Source organism: Paenibacillus sp. SRL342 (assembly GCF_984798905.1).
In genome coordinates this window covers 4,614,633-4,631,834 of sequence record NZ_OZ481790.1, presented here as the reverse complement: position 1 = coordinate 4,631,834, position 17,202 = coordinate 4,614,633, and the positions used below count along the sequence as shown (strand labels likewise).

At 47.4% G+C, this 17,202-nt stretch carries 21 protein-coding genes; all 21 read left to right on the top strand.

Features of this window, described 5'->3' with window-relative positions; translation table 11 throughout:
* Window positions 1-25 precede the first annotated feature (25 nt).
* The gene (spoIIIAA, locus tag AC4E8D_RS20405; RefSeq protein WP_449005398.1) at window positions 26-1,030 is read left to right on the top strand and encodes a stage III sporulation protein AA; all 1,005 of its coding nucleotides are present in this window, start codon (window positions 26-28) and stop codon (window positions 1,028-1,030) included.
* Window positions 1,023-1,541, top strand: coding sequence for a stage III sporulation protein SpoIIIAB (gene spoIIIAB / locus AC4E8D_RS20400; RefSeq protein ID WP_221822136.1), 519 nt, complete (start codon window positions 1,023-1,025; stop codon window positions 1,539-1,541). The genes spoIIIAA and spoIIIAB overlap by 8 nt, the downstream gene beginning before the upstream one ends.
* 29 nt (window positions 1,542-1,570) lie before the next feature.
* Window positions 1,571-1,774 carry a stage III sporulation protein AC gene (gene spoIIIAC, locus AC4E8D_RS20395; protein ID WP_017687585.1) on the top strand — a complete coding sequence of 68 codons (204 nt, stop codon included), beginning with the start codon at window positions 1,571-1,573 and terminating at the stop codon, window positions 1,772-1,774.
* A 32-nt stretch (window positions 1,775-1,806) separates the two neighbouring features.
* A complete protein-coding gene (spoIIIAD, locus tag AC4E8D_RS20390) occupies window positions 1,807-2,196 on the top strand; it encodes a stage III sporulation protein AD (protein WP_017687586.1) in 390 nt (129 codons plus the stop codon).
* Window positions 2,197-2,264: 68 nt separating this feature from the next.
* Entirely contained in the window at window positions 2,265-3,407 is a 1,143-nt protein-coding gene (gene spoIIIAE / locus AC4E8D_RS20385; protein WP_397376270.1) for a stage III sporulation protein AE, read from the top strand.
* A 31-nt stretch (window positions 3,408-3,438) separates the two neighbouring features.
* Window positions 3,439-4,269, top strand: a complete 831-nt coding sequence (gene spoIIIAF, locus AC4E8D_RS20380) for a stage III sporulation protein AF (protein ID WP_490205163.1) — start codon at window positions 3,439-3,441, stop codon at window positions 4,267-4,269.
* A gap of 15 nt (window positions 4,270-4,284) precedes the next feature.
* A complete protein-coding gene (spoIIIAG, locus tag AC4E8D_RS20375; RefSeq protein WP_221822130.1) occupies window positions 4,285-4,923 on the top strand; it encodes a stage III sporulation protein AG in 639 nt (212 codons plus the stop codon).
* A 66-nt stretch (window positions 4,924-4,989) separates the two neighbouring features.
* A complete protein-coding gene (locus AC4E8D_RS20370; RefSeq protein ID WP_449005399.1) occupies window positions 4,990-5,820 on the top strand; it encodes a SpoIIIAH-like family protein in 831 nt (276 codons plus the stop codon).
* Window positions 5,821-5,960: 140 nt separating this feature from the next.
* Window positions 5,961-6,425, top strand: a complete 465-nt coding sequence (accB, locus tag AC4E8D_RS20365; protein ID WP_221822234.1) for an acetyl-CoA carboxylase biotin carboxyl carrier protein — start codon at window positions 5,961-5,963, stop codon at window positions 6,423-6,425.
* A gap of 55 nt (window positions 6,426-6,480) precedes the next feature.
* Complete coding sequence (gene accC / locus AC4E8D_RS20360) at window positions 6,481-7,824, top strand: acetyl-CoA carboxylase biotin carboxylase subunit (protein WP_036614375.1); 1,344 nt, start codon at window positions 6,481-6,483, stop codon at window positions 7,822-7,824.
* A gap of 217 nt (window positions 7,825-8,041) precedes the next feature.
* Window positions 8,042-8,452, top strand: coding sequence for an Asp23/Gls24 family envelope stress response protein (locus AC4E8D_RS20355; protein WP_017687593.1), 411 nt, complete (start codon window positions 8,042-8,044; stop codon window positions 8,450-8,452).
* 146 nt (window positions 8,453-8,598) lie between these two features.
* Window positions 8,599-9,138 (top strand): alkaline shock response membrane anchor protein AmaP, encoded by a 540-nt coding sequence (gene amaP / locus AC4E8D_RS20350; RefSeq protein WP_405117926.1) that lies wholly within the window; start codon window positions 8,599-8,601, stop codon window positions 9,136-9,138.
* Between the two features lie 14 nt (window positions 9,139-9,152).
* Window positions 9,153-9,386 (top strand): DUF2273 domain-containing protein, encoded by a 234-nt coding sequence (locus tag AC4E8D_RS20345; RefSeq protein WP_339304863.1) that lies wholly within the window; start codon window positions 9,153-9,155, stop codon window positions 9,384-9,386.
* A 222-nt stretch (window positions 9,387-9,608) separates the two neighbouring features.
* Window positions 9,609-10,061 carry a transcription antitermination factor NusB gene (gene nusB / locus AC4E8D_RS20340; protein ID WP_017687596.1) on the top strand — a complete coding sequence of 151 codons (453 nt, stop codon included), beginning with the start codon at window positions 9,609-9,611 and terminating at the stop codon, window positions 10,059-10,061.
* Window positions 10,062-10,122: 61 nt separating this feature from the next.
* Entirely contained in the window at window positions 10,123-10,980 is an 858-nt protein-coding gene (gene folD / locus AC4E8D_RS20335) for a bifunctional methylenetetrahydrofolate dehydrogenase/methenyltetrahydrofolate cyclohydrolase FolD (protein ID WP_490205162.1), read from the top strand.
* Between the two features lie 10 nt (window positions 10,981-10,990).
* Window positions 10,991-12,355, top strand: a complete 1,365-nt coding sequence (xseA, locus tag AC4E8D_RS20330) for an exodeoxyribonuclease VII large subunit (RefSeq protein WP_490205161.1) — start codon at window positions 10,991-10,993, stop codon at window positions 12,353-12,355.
* A complete protein-coding gene (gene xseB, locus AC4E8D_RS20325; RefSeq protein ID WP_017687599.1) occupies window positions 12,345-12,602 on the top strand; it encodes an exodeoxyribonuclease VII small subunit in 258 nt (85 codons plus the stop codon). Before xseA ends, xseB begins: the two co-directional genes overlap by 11 nt.
* Window positions 12,595-13,500 (top strand): polyprenyl synthetase family protein, encoded by a 906-nt coding sequence (locus AC4E8D_RS20320; RefSeq protein WP_445252519.1) that lies wholly within the window; start codon window positions 12,595-12,597, stop codon window positions 13,498-13,500. Before xseB ends, AC4E8D_RS20320 begins: the two co-directional genes overlap by 8 nt.
* A 282-nt stretch (window positions 13,501-13,782) precedes the next feature.
* Entirely contained in the window at window positions 13,783-15,690 is a 1,908-nt protein-coding gene (gene dxs, locus AC4E8D_RS20315; RefSeq protein WP_490205160.1) for a 1-deoxy-D-xylulose-5-phosphate synthase, read from the top strand.
* A gap of 22 nt (window positions 15,691-15,712) precedes the next feature.
* Window positions 15,713-16,558, top strand: coding sequence for a TlyA family RNA methyltransferase (locus AC4E8D_RS20310; protein ID WP_339304855.1), 846 nt, complete (start codon window positions 15,713-15,715; stop codon window positions 16,556-16,558).
* 84 nt (window positions 16,559-16,642) lie between these two features.
* Window positions 16,643-17,128, top strand: a complete 486-nt coding sequence (locus AC4E8D_RS20305) for a hypothetical protein (protein ID WP_490205159.1) — start codon at window positions 16,643-16,645, stop codon at window positions 17,126-17,128.
* The last annotated feature ends 74 nt before the right edge of the window (window positions 17,129-17,202 follow it).

Genomic DNA, 17,202 nt, shown 5'->3' with positions numbered 1-17,202 from the left:
ATCTCAAGGTTGGAGGAGCCTACTCATGAAGGTGAACTGGAGGGAACTTTTTCCGGAACCGATCCGAACCATTCTTGGAAGAATGCCACCCGCTCTATTGGAACAAGTGGAGGAAGTACGTATTCGTGAAGGCAGACCCCTGGAGATTAATGCAGGCAACACATACCACTTCCTGACACCTCAAGGTTGTCCGACCGGGAATCCTGAAGAAGCGTATGTTCCTCAGAAAGAAGTGACGCACAGGTTGCTGGATCTGATCAGTAACCATTCACTTTATACATTGGAAGAGGAACTGCGTAAAGGGTTCATCACCATACCTGGGGGACATCGAATCGGGCTTGCTGGACGAACGGTGCTAAGCGGTGGGCGTGTCGAATACCTGCGTGACATTAACGGGTTTAACGTTCGGGTAGCCCGTGAGGTACATGGAGTGGCTGATCGTATCCTTCCTTATCTTCTCGATATGAAGAGCGGACAGGTCCTGCACACGTTGATCCTATCACCACCACAACAAGGGAAAACGACGTTGCTACGAGATCTGGCGAGACAAATTAGCAGTGGTACAAAGCTTACACGGGGAACTGAACTGGTTCAGGGAATACGTCCGCGTCTGAAAGTGGGCATTGTGGATGAAAGGTCCGAAATCGCTGGTAGCTACAAAGGAGTACCTGGCTTCGACGTAGGTCCCCGAACAGATGTGATGGACGGTTGTCCGAAGGCTGAGGGCATGATGATGATGCTTCGCTCCATGTCACCCGATGTCCTGATTGTGGACGAGATTGGTCGTCCGGAGGATGCCGAGGCGGTGATGGAAGCCCTGCATGCAGGAGTCTCAGTGATTGCGACTGCGCATGGCCGTGACCTATCAGAGCTGTCGGCCAGACCCGCCCTCAGAACCTTGATTACGGAGCAGATGTTTCAACGTTATGTCCAACTGCAACGGACGAGCCGGGGCATGACCTTTCGGCTGGCTGATGGCAAAATGCGTGGGTTGCAGCAGACCGGGGCAGGAGGTGAAGCCTTTGGTTAACATGTTTGGTGCGGTAATTATTCTGTTAGCCAGCACCCTCGCCGGTTTTTACAAGGCCAGACAGTATGCATTAAGACCGAGACAGTTGCGAGAACTCATTGCAGCCCTCCAGCGATTAATGACGGAGATTAACTATGGGCTCACTCCACTTCCTGATGCCATGGGCAAGATGGGAGCACAGACCAAAGAACCTGTAAAGACGCTGTTCCTTCATGCAGCTTCTCAGATGGAACCTCCTCATGGACTCACTGCCCGGGAAAGTCTGCAGTCAGGCGTAGATCTGGCGTGGGGAAGATCGGCCATGAAGGCTGACGAGAAGGAAGTGATGCTGCAATTAAGCTTCAGCCTTGGCACAAGTGACCGTCAGGATCAGACCAAACATATATCGTTAGCCATTCAACAACTAATGCATGAGGAATCCCGCGCCCAGGCCGATCAAATGAAATATGAACGAATGAGCCGAAGCCTCGGGATGCTTGTCGGAGCGTTAATCGTCATTCTGATCTTCTGAAATAGCCGGGATAGTGAGGTGCCAAGGTCATGAATCTAGAAGTGAACGCAATCTTTCAAATTGCGGGTATCGGAATCATCATTGCCATGATTCACACGGTACTGAAACAAATGGGAAAGGAAGATATGGCTCACTGGGTGACCGTAATCGGATTTGTCGTTGTATTGTTCATGGTGGTCCGTATGCTGGACAGCCTGCTACAAGAGATCAAATCGATATTTCTTTTTCAATGAAAAACGGTCATAAAGCCGGATGGTGGTGACCTGTGGAAATTATTCAAGTTGTAGGTTTGGCGCTCATCGCAACCGTGCTCATTCTGGTCATTAAGGAACAGAAACCGATGTTTGCTTTTCTGATTGCTGCCGCGACTGGCATTGTCATCTTCATGTTGTTGATTGGCAAAATCGGTGCAGTCATCGAAGTGTTGAAGCGACTTGCCGAGAATTCAGGCATGGAAAGCATTTATCTGAAAACAGTGCTGAAAATTATTGGCATAGCGTACATCGCTGAATTTGGCGCGCAGATTGTCAGGGATGCAGGCCAGGAAAGCATTGCGTCCAAGATCGAACTGGCTGGTAAGGTACTGATCCTTGTACTTGCTATACCGATCATCAGCATTATTATCGAAACCGTCATGAAGCTGATGCCGGTGTAGAAAGGGCGTGCGGACTTCATATGAAATCAATGCATCATAAGCCGCAGTGGCGCCTTACGGTTGTACTGATGCTCTGTTTTCTGTTTGGTATCCTGGGACAGGTTACTGCAACCTCGCCTTCCGGTGAGTGGATGGAGCAGCAGGCCGATCAGCTTCCCAAGGATCAGGTGGAGAAATACTGGGATCAACTGATGCAACAATACGGTGGTTTCTTCCCGGATGGGAAGACCCCTTCCTTCATGGATATGTTAATCCCCGGCAATGAAGGGTTCAGCCTGAAATCGGTGTTTGTGGCGATCGGAACCTTCATGCTGCATGAAATTTTATATAATGGCAAACTTCTGGTCACGATTGTGATGTTAAGTGTACTCAGCATGATTCTGGAGACGCTTCAGACCGCATTTGAGAAAAATAATATTAGCAAAATCGCCTATTCCATCTGTTATATGGTCATCATCATCATTGCAATTAACAGCTTCAGTGTGGCGATTGGATACGCCAAGGATGCCATAACTGGCATGATCAACTTCATGATGGCCATGGTTCCGTTGTTATTCACACTGCTTGCGTCCATGGGTAATGTCATCACCGTCTCGGTGACACATCCACTCATCATTTTCATGATTCATCTGGTGAGTACGTTGATTCACTTGCTGGTATTCCCGTTACTCTTCTTCTCGGCTGTACTGCATCTCGTCAGTTCATTGTCTGACAAGTACAAGCTGACACAGCTGGCAGACCTCCTGCGCAATATTAGTGTGGCACTGCTGGGTATCCTGCTGACGATGTTTTTGGGTGTAATCTCGGTGCAGGGAGCATCGGGATCGGTAGCGGATGGGGTCAGCCTGAAGGCCGCCAAATACATCGCAGGAAACTTTGTCCCTGTCGTGGGCAGAACATTTGCGGATGCGACGGATACGGTAATTACAGCTTCTTTACTTGTCAAAAATGCAATTGGACTCACCGGGGTGATCATCATTTTGTTTCTATGTGCTTTTCCGGCACTCAAAATCCTGGCTCTTGCCTTGATATACAACGTAACTGGTGCCATTATGCAACCGCTAGGAGACACCCCGATTGTAGGATGCCTCCAGGCCATCGGCAAGAGCATGATCTACGTATTTGCGGCGCTCGCAGCCGTCGGGCTGATGTTTTTCCTGGCCATTACCATCCTGCTGACCGCGGGAAATCTGACTGTCATGATGCGCTGAATGTATGTTGGCAAGAAAGGGGATGGAAAGGATGGGGTGGCTGAGCAACTGGCTCCAGGAATTGATTATGATCGTTCTGCTGGCGACCTTTGTGGATATGCTGTTGCCCAATCGATCCATGGAACGTTATGTCAAGCTTGTGCTGAGCCTTCTCATCCTGCTGACCCTTTTATCACCCATAACCAAGCTGCTCAAAAGTGATCCGGTTGGCGAACTGAAACGGGCAATGTCGGCAATGGATGCTCCAGCGGATGGAAATGCAACACTCGAACAGATATTAGCTCAGGGCAAGCGGCTGCAATCCAATGAACAGGAACAATCCTTACAATGGACAGCTAAAGAACTGGCTAATGTCATGAAAGGCCAGATTGAAGAAACAACAGGAGCCAAGGTGCGGTCCGTAGAGGTACAGCTGACCATGAGTAAATATGAAACTCAGATGGAAGCTGCCTCATCAGTCGAACTGCCTGTAATCCAGCGTGTATTGGTCGAGATGGCCGGAGAGGGTGCAGGAGGAGAAGTGAAGGCAGGGCAGCAAGAAATCGCTGCAAATACACAACCCATATTTGGTACAAACACAGAATCCGAGAAGGATGAAACACATCAAATACAGCAGCCCATCCAGATCGGTCAGATTGAAGTGCCTGATGTACAGATTGATGTGAGTAGAGGGCAACGTGATGAAAATGAATTGTCTTCGGAGCCTGTTATACGTGATCAGGCAGATGAGACGAAGCAGCAAGGTGAGACATCCACACGGTCCGAGCATGCGGTGCAGATTATTACATTGTTGACTGAAAAGTGGGATGTTGATGCGAACAACGTTCAAGTGACAGAACCCAAAAGTGCTGAAGTGCTCTGAGAAGGAGGGTGTCCGATGAAACAATGGTTCAAAAAGATGGAAACCTGGATGGGTGGCGGAGAGGGTGGGGCGAGGCGAAGTCAAACCTTCCGCTGGCTGATTATCCTGGGTTTGATCGGGGTGGGAATCATGCTGTTCAATTCCTTCGTCAATGTCAAAAAAATTGATTCCGAAAATATCGGTCGGGAACCACCGGACCCGGCAACATCCATGGCATCCATACAGAGTGATCCGTCAGAACAGAATCCTTTTCAGGCAATCGAAATTGCATTTGAAGACAAAATCAAAGGTGTGCTGGAAAACATTGTTGGTGTGGGAACGGTTGATGTGATGGTTACCGTGGATTCCACAGAAGAATTGGTCGTTCAGCGGAACGTGAAGGATTCTCAGCAACTTACCGAAGAAACGGATGCTAACGGGGGCAAAAGACATATGACGCAATATACCCGTGATGGCGAGATTATTACGTACGAAATATCAGGGGATCAGACACCTATAGTGACCAAAAAGCTCAAACCGCAGATTCGTGGGGTGCTTGTGGTTGCGAGGGGTGCAGAGAACAAGGTTGTGAAGGACCTGATAACCGATGCTGTGGAAAAAGGACTGAATGTGGCAGCCTACCGGATCTCGGTTGTACCGCGCAAACAAGACTAATCTGATGTGTTGAATCACAAGATTCAATTCTCATAAGATTGAAGCCAATTTGAGGAGGAAGTTCTAATGAATAACAAACGTCAAACGGTATGGCTCGTTTCCATGCTGAGTCTGATGGTCATTTTGTCCGCGTATTATCTGTTCACTGAGGATTCCGGTCCAGTCAACGCGCCGGTGGCTGACAGTCAGCAAGTGGATGGAATCAAGCAAGGGGAAGCCAAGGAGACGGCAGGCATTCTTGATCCTACAGAAGGTTTGGTTGTGAATGAAGTGGTGAATGGCGGCGAAGTTGAAAGTGATCCAAATGCGGCTGGCGCTGTGGAAGAACCGGCGGCTACAGAAGGTAAAGAAGCTGGAAATGCAGAGAAAACACCTGCTGTCGAACCAGGCGAGAATAAGGGTGAGGCAGGCAAAGAAACCAACAAAGAGACCGACAAAGGCGCAACAACTACAACGGATACAGACGGTCAGGCAGGCGGCACGGCAACCAAGACAGATGAGGAAGTCCTCAAGGAAATGGAAGAGCAGAATACGACAGCATCTGCAAGCAGCCAGTTCCAGAACTACCAGTGGCAACGTGAGGAAAGCAACAATCGCAAGTATGAGGAACTGATGACCGTGGCAGGTGATCTGAGCAAAACGCCAGAGGAGAATGCCAAAGCAACGGAGCAACTCCGTACACTGGAAGAAAAAGAAGCTAAAATCACTGGCATTGAGGAGACGCTCTCTCAACAGTTCGCTAATGCGATCGTTCAAGAAGATTCCGACAAGTATAAAGTTGTGGTCCTCAGTGACAAACTGGATGTAAAACAGGCGGTATCCATTGTGGATCTGGTGATGAAAGAATTGGCGGTTTCACAGAACAAAATCAGTGTGCAATACGTCACAGAACAGTAATCCAAAATGATGGAAATGCAGTCCCGGGAGCTGGTTGTACTCTCGGGCTCTTTCCATTTTTAATGATTATGATATAATACATAAAGCCATATGACCGTCCTAGTGAGACTGGCATGATGCCGAAGGAGTGAATAATGGAAATGTTTAAATTGAGTGAGATCAAAGAACTGATTAAACTGGTAGATGAAAGTTCCGTTCAAGAGTTGGAAATTGAAAATGAAGGATCACGGTTATCAATCCGCAAACCGGGCAAAACGGAGTATGTTCAAGCAGCTGCTGTGCAACCGCAAATGATTGCTGCTCCGCAAGTACAGCCGGCCGCAGTGGTAAGTGAAGCTGCACCGCAGGTCGATACTACAAGTCATTTACATAAAATTGTATCTCCGATGGTAGGTACTTTTTACAGAGCTTCCTCGCCGGAAGTGGGTCCTTTTGTGAGCGCTGGTGATAAAGTTGTTGAGAAAACAACGGTATGTATCATCGAAGCTATGAAGCTGATGAACGAGCTTGATGCGGACATCAAGGGAGAAATCGTTGAAGTGCTGGTTGAGAACGGACAGCTGGTCGAGTATGGGCAGCCCCTTTTCCTGGTGAAACCGGAATAACCGTTATAGCTGGTTAACAGCTAACCGCATGAGCTTCGAAGGAGGACAAAACGAAATGAAATTTCAAAAAATACTGATTGCGAACCGTGGAGAGATTGCGGTACGTATTATTCGTGCCTGCCGTGAAATCGGCATCTCAACGGTAGCCGTCTATTCGGAAGCGGACAAGGATTCTCTGCATGTTCGTCTTGCAGATGAGGCTTATTGTATCGGACCGACACTGTCTAAGGACAGTTACCTCAACTTCACAAACCTGATGAGTGTAGCTACGCTGACGGAATGTGATGCAATCCATCCTGGATACGGTTTTTTGGCGGAAAATGCTGATTTTGCAGAAATTTGTGAGTCTTGCAATATTACGTTTATTGGACCTTCTCCTGAAGCCATCACCAAAATGGGTGACAAGGCTGTTGCCAAACAGACGATGAAAGATGCAGGTGTACCTGTTATTCCTGGATCAGACGGCCTTGTTGAAAATATGGATGAAGCCATCATGATTGCTAGAGATATCGGATATCCTATCATTATCAAAGCTACTGCTGGTGGCGGAGGTAAGGGAATCCGTATTGCCGAAGATGAAGAAACGCTGATTAAGCAGATTACCGCTGCTCAGCAGGAAGCACAAAAGGCATTTGGCAATGCAGGTGTATATCTGGAGAAATTCCTGACAGGCATGAAACACGTGGAAATTCAGATCATTGCTGATAAACACGGAAATGCAGCACATCTGGGAGAGCGTGATTGCTCGGTTCAGCGTCGTCGCCAGAAATTGGTAGAGGAAGCGCCGTGTCCGATTCTCTCCGAAGATGTGCGTACATTGATGGGTGAAGCTGCGGTACGGGCTGCCCTTGCTGTGGATTACTCGGGAGCGGGTACATTGGAGTTCCTGCTCAGCCCGAACGGCGAGTTCTATTTCATGGAGATGAATACGCGTATTCAGGTAGAGCACCCGGTAACTGAGATGGTTACTGGCGTGGATCTGATCCGTGAGATGATCTCGGTAGCTGAAGGCAACCCACTTTCATTCCGTCAGGAAGACGTGGTTATCAATGGCTGGTCCATTGAATGTCGTATCAATGCAGAAGATCCGGACCGTAACTTTATGCCATCCCCAGGCAAAATCGGATTCTACCTTGCACCGGGAGGACCTGGTGTTCGTGTAGATAGTGCTGCTTATCCGGGTTATACCATTTCACCTTTCTATGACTCCATGATCGCAAAATTGATCGTGTGGGGAGCGAATCGTGAAGAGGCGATTGCCAAGATGAAGCGTGCGCTTGGGGAATTTGCGATTGAAGGCATATCCACAACCATTCCTTTCCATCAGAAATTGCTGGAGCACCCAACGTTCATTCGTGGTGACTTTGATATCAAATTTCTTGAGGAAAACGAGATTTAAAAGGTATATTGGGCTTGTTTGTCATAATGTAGCCCAAATGATATAGTATGAATAATAAGAGCGCATGTCTCCTGCAAAGGATAAGCCCGCACCTCGCGGATGTTTGCAGGAGTTCCGGTAAAGCCGGACCGGAAGGGTTCTGAAGGTTGATTAACCTGAGTCCAGCGCCCTGACGGATGGCCGCAAACTTATCTCGCGAAAGGTGTGTTGAACAGTTATGAGTACACTACCGACTGAATTTGAACGAACGGATATCGGTGAAATCCAGATCGCACCTGAAGTTATTGAAGTGATTGCTGGATTGGCGACCCTTGAAGTGAAAGGTGTTGCAGGCATGAGTGGCGGATTCGCTGGCGGATTTGCTGAATTGCTTGGTCGCAAAAACCTTTCCAAAGGCGTTAAAGTTGAAGTGGGCCAACGTGAAGCGGCAGTTGATGTTTCCGTAATTATCGAGTACGGATACCGTCTGCCACAAGTAGCTACGGAGATTCAACAGAACGTGAAACGTTCCATCGAGAACATGACAGGATTGAATGTGAATGAAGTGAATGTGCACATTCATGACGTTCAGTTCAAGAGCACCGAGAAAGTGGAAGAGATCGACCTGAACAGTCAGCGCGTAAAATAAAAGAAGACAGATTCCCCCGGCATCATCTGCCGGGGGTTATCCCGTCTTGGACAGGTCTTCATTATAGCGAAAGCTAGATGAGGATCTGATTTTTTGCTAGTGAACTGGTTAAGTAATGTTAGTGAGCAAGGGAGGCTGTGCAGTTCGTGGCTAAAATACTGGATCGGCTTCTGTTGTTTATATACAGCATAAGCGTTGGAGCAATATCGGCAGCCGTCATTCTTCTGATTAGCGGTGTGCTGCCTTACGAATTGAATTACCAGCAGGAACAAAACGTTATTGTTGCGTCTGTTATTGCAGCAGCGATTTTGTTTATCCTGAGTTTGCGATTTTTCTACATCTCGGTTCGACGTGAGCGTGCATCGTTGCCGTCTGTAGATCAACGTACTGAGTTTGGTGATGTACAGATTTCGATGGAGACGATTGAGAATCTCTGTTTGAAGGCAACTTCCCGTTTCCGGGGAGTACGTGATGTCAAGGCACGCATACGCGTGGTTGAGTCAGGACTGGAGATTATGATCCGTGCGGTAGTGGATGGTGAGAAACCTATTCCTGCGCTGACTTCTGATCTGCAAAAGGCGATACATGATCATGTACAAGAGATTACGGGCATCCCGGTTTCTTTTGTCACGGTGTATATCGCTAATGTAACCCAGTCGCCTAACTACAAGAGTCGAGTGGAATGAGGTGAGTTTCACTGATGCTGTGGAAAGAGATTTGGGATAGTCACAGAGGCCGAATTACCGGAATTATCGGCGGCATCTTTTTTGGATTTCTTTATGTATGGATCGGTTTTTGGGATATGTTGTTCTTTGCACTCTTGGTGTTCATCGGTTATACATTAGGCAGACGAAGCGATTCAAAGCTGGGTTCGTTCATTCCCTGGAGGGAGTGGGGGCAATGGCTTGGCGATCGCTGGCGTCCGTTTAAGTGACCTACCTGAACCCTGCAATATGTTTCTTCCGAAAATAGAGCTGTAGTTTAGGTTGCCCGTTTTTTGGAGGAAACGTATTGCAGGTTTTTTTGTGAAAAGGGATAACAATAACAATACCATGGAAGCCATTGATTCAACCGATACTGGATTTGATGAGATGGATGCATGGATTATAAAATAAGCATGATGACGCTCCAGACGGAGCGCTGCAGGAGGCAGGACATGAAAAGACGTTTGGCAAGGGAAATTGCAGTACAAAGTCTGTATCAGATGGAAATGAATGAGGTGGGTGCAGCAGAAGCTGTAAACATGTTGATCAATGAAGCCGCTGAAGATAATGAAACTGAAGTAGTTATCCGTGATGCAGATGTAATGCGTACTTATGTTACTGAGATTGTACAAGGAGCCTGGAACAATAAGGAAGCCATTGACGGGCTGCTTGTTGATTATTTGAAAGGTTGGCAGATTAGCCGTCTGTCACGTGTAGATCGCCAGATTCTACGACTGTCTACGTATGAAATGGTGTTTCGTGATGACATTCCGGCAAAAGTATCTGTCAATGAAGCAATTGAGCTGTCCAAATATTTTGGTACAGAAGAATCCGGTAAGTTCGTCAATGGCGTACTTGGACGCATGATTCAGGAAGTTGACGCGATTAAAGCAAAATTATCTTAAGTTATGATTAACTATTTGAACAACCTCTAAATTTATATTCACATAAGGGAGAGAGAGTACAATGACAGCATCTATTATTAACGGTAAAGAAGTATCCCAAGAGATCCGCGCAAGCATGACAACAGAAGTAAAACGGCTTAGCGAACAGGGGGTAGTACCTGGTCTGGCTGTTGTGCTCGTCGGGGAAGATCCGGCATCCCAAGTATATGTGCGTAATAAAGAAAAAGCATGTCACGACCTGGGTTTCTACTCTGAAGTGCATCGTTTGGATGCAGACACGTCCCAAGAAGATCTGCTTGCGCTGGTGGACAAGCTGAACAATCAACAATCCATTAACGGAATTTTGGTTCAACTCCCATTACCGAAACATATCGAAGAGAAAGCGGTCATTGATGCAATTGCCGTGGATAAAGACGTAGACGGATTCCATCCAGTCAATGTTGGTAATCTTGTTATTGGAGACGATAGTCTGCTTCCATGTACCCCTGCGGGTGTAATTGAGCTGATCAAACGTACTGGGCTGGAAATGTCCGGTAAACATGCAGTGGTCATCGGAAGAAGCAATATTGTCGGCAAACCGGTATCGCTGTTACTGCAACGTGAGAATGCGACGGTAACCATGTGTCATTCCCGTACAGCCAACATGAAAGAAATTACGCGTCAGGCGGATATTTTGGTTGTAGCCATCGGCCGTGCTAATTTTGTGGATGCTGATTTTGTGAAACCGGGTGCTGTTGTTATTGATGTCGGCATGAACCGTTTGGAGAATGGCAAACTGGCAGGAGACGTTGATTTCGAAAGCGTGAAAGAAGTTTCTGGTCCAATTACACCCGTTCCTGGTGGTGTTGGTCCGATGACAATCACAATGCTGATGCAAAATACATTGATCGCTGCCAAGCGCGCTCACGGATTGGCCTAGGGTTTTGTCTGTGGCAGATCAAAAGATATACTCCATCAAAGACCTGAACCGATACATCCGGATGAAACTGGAATCGGATCAGGTTCTGTCGGACGTCTGGCTGCGCGGGGAGATTTCGAATTTCACGCATCACTCCAGCGGCCATATGTATTTTACATTGAAGGACAAGGACAGCCGAATCAAGTCAATTATGTTTGCGTCCCATAACCAGCGATTACCTTTTGTACCGAAGGAGGGTGCAAGGGTTATTGCCCGTGGTAATGTCTCGGTGTATGAACGGGATGGGCAGTATCAATTCTACGCTACCCATATGCAGCCGGACGGAATTGGAAGTCTGTATCTGGCTTACGAACAGCTCAAGAAAAAGCTCGAGGGTGAAGGGTTATTTTCACCTTCGCGAAAAAGACAGATCCCTCGTTATCCACAGACCATCGGGGTTGTAACTTCACCGACGGGAGCGGCGGTACGAGACATCATGATCACACTTCAGCGTAGATACCCTTCTGCCAAAGTTGTTTTGTATCCTGTTCTGGTACAAGGCAAAGGTGCAGCACCTTCCATTGTCAAAGCAATTGCCAACTTGAACCGGATGGGAGAAGCTGACGTACTTATCGTTGGACGCGGAGGCGGTTCACTGGAGGAGTTGTGGGCCTTTAATGAGGAGATTGTGGCAAGAGCAATAGTTGCTTCGGATATTCCTGTCATTTCTGCGGTTGGGCATGAAACGGACTTCACTATTGCTGATTTTGCAGCCGATTTGCGTGCGGCTACACCTACAGCAGCTGCTGAATTAGCTGTACCTAATCGAGCTGAGTTGCTTGATCAGATCGGACAACGGCAGCGTCAGTTACAGCTTAGCTTGCGTCAGCGTGCTGTACATAATCGTGAACGGCTCGCAAGATTACAGCGTTCGCCAGTACTGGTGCATCCAAGACGTACCTTGATGCAGCATACGGAACGACTGGATATGATGCACCAACGGCTTTTGAGAACAGTGGATACGCGTATGAAATGGACAGGAGAGAAACAGGAGCGTCTGCGGGCAGCACTGCAACGATTCAATCCTCGTGAGCAGGTCAATGCAGCACGCCGTGAGAATGCGGCAGCACGCAGACAACTTGAACTTGCGATCAGGTCTATAACCAGATTGAAGCAGCAACAGTGGAAATCATCTGTGCGGCATCTGGATGCTCTTAGCCCGCTTAAAGTCATGTCACGGGGATACAGCCTTGTCTATGACGAGCAAGAACAGCGATTGATCAAGTCAACGAAGGATGTACAGCCTGGAGATTCAATTAAGATTAAATTAACAGACGGACAGCTGGACTGTCAGGTTTGGGGAATGAAGGAGGACGACAATACCCATGGCGAATGAACCGGAATTGAATTTTGAAGAGGCAATGGCGGCATTGGAAGACATCGTAGGTCAGCTGGAACATGGTGATGTTCCGTTGGAACAGGCCATCGATCTGTTTCAGCGCGGGATGAAACTTTCGCAACTTTGCGGTCTGAAGCTGGAACAAGTGGAACGCAAGATCGAAATGATCGTAGAAGAAGATGGAGAGCTTCGCAAGAAGCCTTTCGGAACTGCTGACGATGAGAGCGGTGAAGTCCATGAGTAATCGTCCTTCGTTTCAAGCATACCTCGAAGAGGTCACAGCTGAGGTGACAGAAGCGTTGAAACATACGCTTCCCGCTCACTGGGATGTACCCCAGTCGCTGACGGATGCGATGCAGTACTCACTCATGGCCGGAGGCAAACGCCTTCGTCCTCTTCTGGTCGTTGCTGCGGCGGAAGCCTTCGGTGCACAGCGTACAGCTGCAATGCCGGTAGCCTGCGCCGTGGAGATGGTTCATACGTATTCACTGATCCACGACGACCTGCCTGCTATGGATAATGATGATTACCGTAGAGGAAAATTAACGAATCACAAGGTATATGGTGAGGCAACCGCCATATTGGCAGGGGATGCGCTGTTAACCCATGCTTTTTATAGCATTGTTCAAGCTGGACGCCGTAGTGGTGTGGCGGCAGATGCGTTGCTGTCCATCGTAGAGGACATGTCCGAACTTGCTGGAGCAAGAGGGATGGTCGGCGGTCAAGTTGCAGATATGGAAGGCGAGCAGGGCATGACTGATCTTGCACAGCTCCAATATATTCATTTGCACAAAACGGGTGACCTGATTGTTTTCTCACTCATTGCTGGAGCACGAATCGGTGGAGCAACGGAAGGACAATTGGAAGCACTGCGTGTGTTTGGACGTGATCTGGGGCTGGCGTTCCAGATTCAGGATGATATTCTCGATCTGACGGGCGACGAGCAGAAGATGGGCAAGAAAACACAGAGCGATGTGAATCAGCAGAAGGTAACGTATCCTTATTTTATTGGCATGGAGGCTTCTGTAGAGGAAGTGAAATCCCTTACCCAATCTGCAAAAGATGCACTTGAAAGAGCCGAGTTACCTGATTCATCCAGATTGCTGGAAATTGCAGATTATCTGATGAGTCGTGACCATTAGATTCTGACGGAGCGGTCTGTTTCAAAATCTATGTAACCGTGTAATGAATGTAATGTCCTTTTTCCGAGTAGATGGAAAGAGCTGTTCCGAGTGGATGCGTGAATACATATGGAGAAGAATTTTAAATAACTTACTGGCGAGAATGCTCGTTATCGGGAGTATAGTGCAGTAAATTATGATTCTTGTTCTTTTATGTTATAATGATTTAATGTCATTTGATTCATAATGTATATATCGATTTACAACAATAACTAAACAATCTAGGAAAGCGGGGAGATTCTCGTGCTGCTTCCACAAATTAAACAACCCAGTGATCTAAAGTCGATGTCTCAGGATGATCTTGCCCTTTTGTCGGCAGAGATCCGGCAGTTTCTGATTGAGAAGCTGTCTGTTACAGGTGGGCATCTCGCACCCAACTTAGGCGTGGTTGAGCTCACGGTAGCCCTGCATTACTGTTATAACAGTCCAGCAGACAAAATGATTTTTGATGTAGGGCATCAGGCTTATGTGCATAAAGTCCTGACAGGGCGTATGGATCGTTTTGATACATTGCGTCAACATAACGGCCTGTGCGGGTTTGTCAAACGCAACGAAAGTGAACATGATGTATGGGAAGCTGGACACAGCAGTACTTCATTGTCCGCTGCGATGGGGATGGCTCTTGCACGTGATCTGAAGGGTGAGAACAACCAAGTTATCGCGATGATTGGTGATGGAGCGCTTACAGGTGGTATGGCTTTTGAGGCCCTTAATCATATCGGTCATGAGCAGAGAAAACTGATGGTTATTCTGAATGATAATGAAATGTCCATTGCTCCAAACGTTGGGGCCATGCATAAATATTTGAGCAAGATTCGTTCGGATCGTCATTATCTGAAAGCAAAAGATGATGTCGAGGGGATGCTTAAAAAAATTCCTGCTATTGGGGACCGTTTGGCCAAATCGGCAAGCTGGATCAAAGATAGTGTCAAATATATGATGGTACCAGGTGTTCTTTTCGAAGAACTGGGCTTCACGTATTTGGGACCGATTGATGGGCACGATATTCCCAAATTGATTGAAACCTTCAAACAGGCAGATAACGTTGATGGTCCTGTGCTGGTTCACGTGCTCACGACCAAAGGCAAAGGTTATCAGCCAGCAGAAGCCGATTCGCACAAGTGGCACGGGATTTCTCCGTACAAAATTGAATCCGGTCAAGTGCTGAAGGCAGTCGGAAAACCGATGTACACGGAAGTGTTTGGTCAAACGTTAATTGATCTTGCGAAGCAGGATAAGCGGGTCGTAGCTGTAACGCCAGCAATGCCTACAGGATCAGGTCTCATCCCTTTTAGTAAGGAATTTCCTGACCGCATGATTGACGTAGGGATCGCAGAACAGCATGCGGCAACCATGTGTGCTGCACTGGCTATGGAAGGTTTGAAGCCGGTCTTTGCCGTGTATTCTACGTTTATGCAACGTGCATATGATCAGATCGTACATGATATTTGCCGACATAACGCTAACGTGATGTTTGCCATTGACCGTGCCGGGTTTGTTGGTCCGGATGGGGAAACACATCAAGGGGTGTATGATGTGGCATTTATGCGCCATATTCCAAATATCGTTCTGATGATGCCAAAAGACGAAAATGAATTGCGTCACATGATGAAAACGGCGCTTGATTATAATGAAGGTCCAATTGCTTACCGTTATCCGCGAAACAATGTGGTTGGTGTACCTCTGGATGATGTACTTGTTCCGATTCCGATCGGATCATGGGAGCAACTGCGTCCATCCGAAGGATATGCTGTCATCGCTTCAGGGTCGATGGTACAACTTGCAGAAGAAGCAGCAGAGATGGTGAAACGGGAAGGTATCACAGCAGGCGTAATTAACGCTCGCTTCCTCAAACCTCTTGATGAGCAAATGCTGCGTGACCTGGCTGTTCGAGGCACCAAATTGATTGTACTTGAAGAAGCATCCCAAGCAGGTAGCATGGGAAGTGCGGTTCTGGAATTCTACGCAGAACAGGGACTGCATGACGTACATGTGCAACTGATGGGGATTCCGGATCGTTTCATCGAGCATGGCAGTATTAAGGAACAACGTGAGGAAGTGGGTCTTACCGTTGAAAATATATGTGCTGAACTGCGCAAGATGGCTGTTCAATCATCTTACGGCATACCCAAAACACGTTTTCCTTCGTAAATTTACATGATAGGAGACAGACATGTCACTCCCGAAAGAACGAATTGATGTTCTGCTGGTTGAGCAGGGCTATTATGAAAGTCGTGAGAAGGCAAAAGCTGCAATCATGGCTGGACTGGTATATGCCAATAATGAGCCAATCGAAAAGGCGGGCATGAAAATTCCAAGGGAAGCTGAGCTGAAAGTTAAAGGCTCGGTACATCCCTACGTCGGCAGAGGCGGATTGAAGCTCGAAAAAGCGATCCGTCATTTCGGCCTTGATATGAATGGACTTGTCATGCTCGACATTGGTTCATCCACCGGTGGATTTACGGATTGTGCACTTCAGCATGGCGCATCTCACGTCTACGCTATTGATGTGGGGTATAATCAGCTCGACTGGTCTTTGCGTAATGATGAGCGGGTTACTGTTATGGAACGAACTAATTTTCGCTATGTGACTCCTGAAGATCTGGCGGGACCCGTGCCGAACTTTGCGAGCATTGATGTGTCGTTCATTTCACTGCGAATCATATTGCCGCCACTTCTGGCTCTTTTGAAACAACCTGCAGATATCGTTGCATTGATTAAACCTCAATTTGAGGCAGGGCGTGAAAAAGTAGGCAAGTCCGGTGTGGTACGTGATACGAAGGTACACAAGGATGTATTGCAGACGATGCTTCATTTTGCCAGTCAACTTGGTTTGCATCTGCAGAGTTTAACTTTTTCACCGATAACCGGTGGAGAAGGTAATATCGAATTTCTCGCACATTGGCGTCTGGAAGCACCAGAGGCAACACAACCAGAGATCGATCCAGCTTCACTTGACGCACTTGCAGAGCAAGTTGCAAAGGAAGCAGCTCATACATTTAAGGGAAACTCATCATAAGATGGGTTTCTTTTCGCTGGAAAGGTGATTGATGTAAAGGGAAATCGTTACTGAACCTCGAATATGTCTTCGAGGTGAGCGATAATGGATGGTCAATATGACACAATCGTTATAGGTGTACTTGCTGTCTGTTTGATCTTGTGGTTGTTCTTTGGCTTACGTAATTGGGTGAATCGACCGATGCCGGTAAGCTTGTCTGGAATGCAACTGAACATGAAGATTCAGGATTCCCCGGCATTGGACTTGCTTGAAGCACAGGGTTACGAAGTCATCGGTGGCAAAATGAAAGTCCCTCTGGCTTTTGAGGCCAATGAATCCGTTTATTACAGCAGATTATTCATTGATTATGTTGCAGAACGTGAGGATCTCAGATACTTGGTGAAAACGTCCCGTCGCAGACAGCCAATTGAAATGACCGGCCCTGCGCTAAGGGATCGCTTCCTCAATTATCTGTTGTTATATCCTGGCTGTGAAGGATTGCTGTATGTTGACGTGGAGGATTCCGATATTAAGTTAATCAGGCTCATGGACTATCAGGAAGATGTGTATGATGGGGATGATCTGGACTAATATAAAAGAATGAACATTGCAGGGCAAAGTCTGCGGCGAATTACAAATGCTGCTTTATTGCAATACATTTAACT

What these genes read in the sequence shown, in the direction of transcription:
- spoIIIAA (WP_449005398.1), top strand. Translation starts at nt 26, where the DNA reads ATGAAGGTGAACTGGAGGGAACTTTTTCCGGAACCGATCCGAACCATT.
- spoIIIAC (WP_017687585.1), top strand. Translation starts at nt 1,571, where the DNA reads ATGAATCTAGAAGTGAACGCAATCTTTCAAATTGCGGGTATCGGAATC.
- spoIIIAE (WP_397376270.1), top strand. Translation starts at nt 2,265, where the DNA reads ATGCTCTGTTTTCTGTTTGGTATCCTGGGACAGGTTACTGCAACCTCG.
- spoIIIAF (WP_490205163.1), top strand. Translation starts at nt 3,439, where the DNA reads ATGGGGTGGCTGAGCAACTGGCTCCAGGAATTGATTATGATCGTTCTG.
- spoIIIAG (WP_221822130.1), top strand. Translation starts at nt 4,285, where the DNA reads ATGAAACAATGGTTCAAAAAGATGGAAACCTGGATGGGTGGCGGAGAG.
- AC4E8D_RS20370 (WP_449005399.1), top strand. Translation starts at nt 4,990, where the DNA reads ATGAATAACAAACGTCAAACGGTATGGCTCGTTTCCATGCTGAGTCTG.
- accB (WP_221822234.1), top strand. Translation starts at nt 5,961, where the DNA reads ATGTTTAAATTGAGTGAGATCAAAGAACTGATTAAACTGGTAGATGAA.
- accC (WP_036614375.1), top strand. Translation starts at nt 6,481, where the DNA reads ATGAAATTTCAAAAAATACTGATTGCGAACCGTGGAGAGATTGCGGTA.
- AC4E8D_RS20355 (WP_017687593.1), top strand. Translation starts at nt 8,042, where the DNA reads ATGAGTACACTACCGACTGAATTTGAACGAACGGATATCGGTGAAATC.
- AC4E8D_RS20345 (WP_339304863.1), top strand. Translation starts at nt 9,153, where the DNA reads ATGCTGTGGAAAGAGATTTGGGATAGTCACAGAGGCCGAATTACCGGA.
- nusB (WP_017687596.1), top strand. Translation starts at nt 9,609, where the DNA reads ATGAAAAGACGTTTGGCAAGGGAAATTGCAGTACAAAGTCTGTATCAG.
- folD (WP_490205162.1), top strand. Translation starts at nt 10,123, where the DNA reads ATGACAGCATCTATTATTAACGGTAAAGAAGTATCCCAAGAGATCCGC.
- xseB (WP_017687599.1), top strand. Translation starts at nt 12,345, where the DNA reads ATGGCGAATGAACCGGAATTGAATTTTGAAGAGGCAATGGCGGCATTG.
- AC4E8D_RS20320 (WP_445252519.1), top strand. Translation starts at nt 12,595, where the DNA reads ATGAGTAATCGTCCTTCGTTTCAAGCATACCTCGAAGAGGTCACAGCT.
- AC4E8D_RS20310 (WP_339304855.1), top strand. Translation starts at nt 15,713, where the DNA reads ATGTCACTCCCGAAAGAACGAATTGATGTTCTGCTGGTTGAGCAGGGC.
- AC4E8D_RS20305 (WP_490205159.1), top strand. Translation starts at nt 16,643, where the DNA reads ATGGATGGTCAATATGACACAATCGTTATAGGTGTACTTGCTGTCTGT.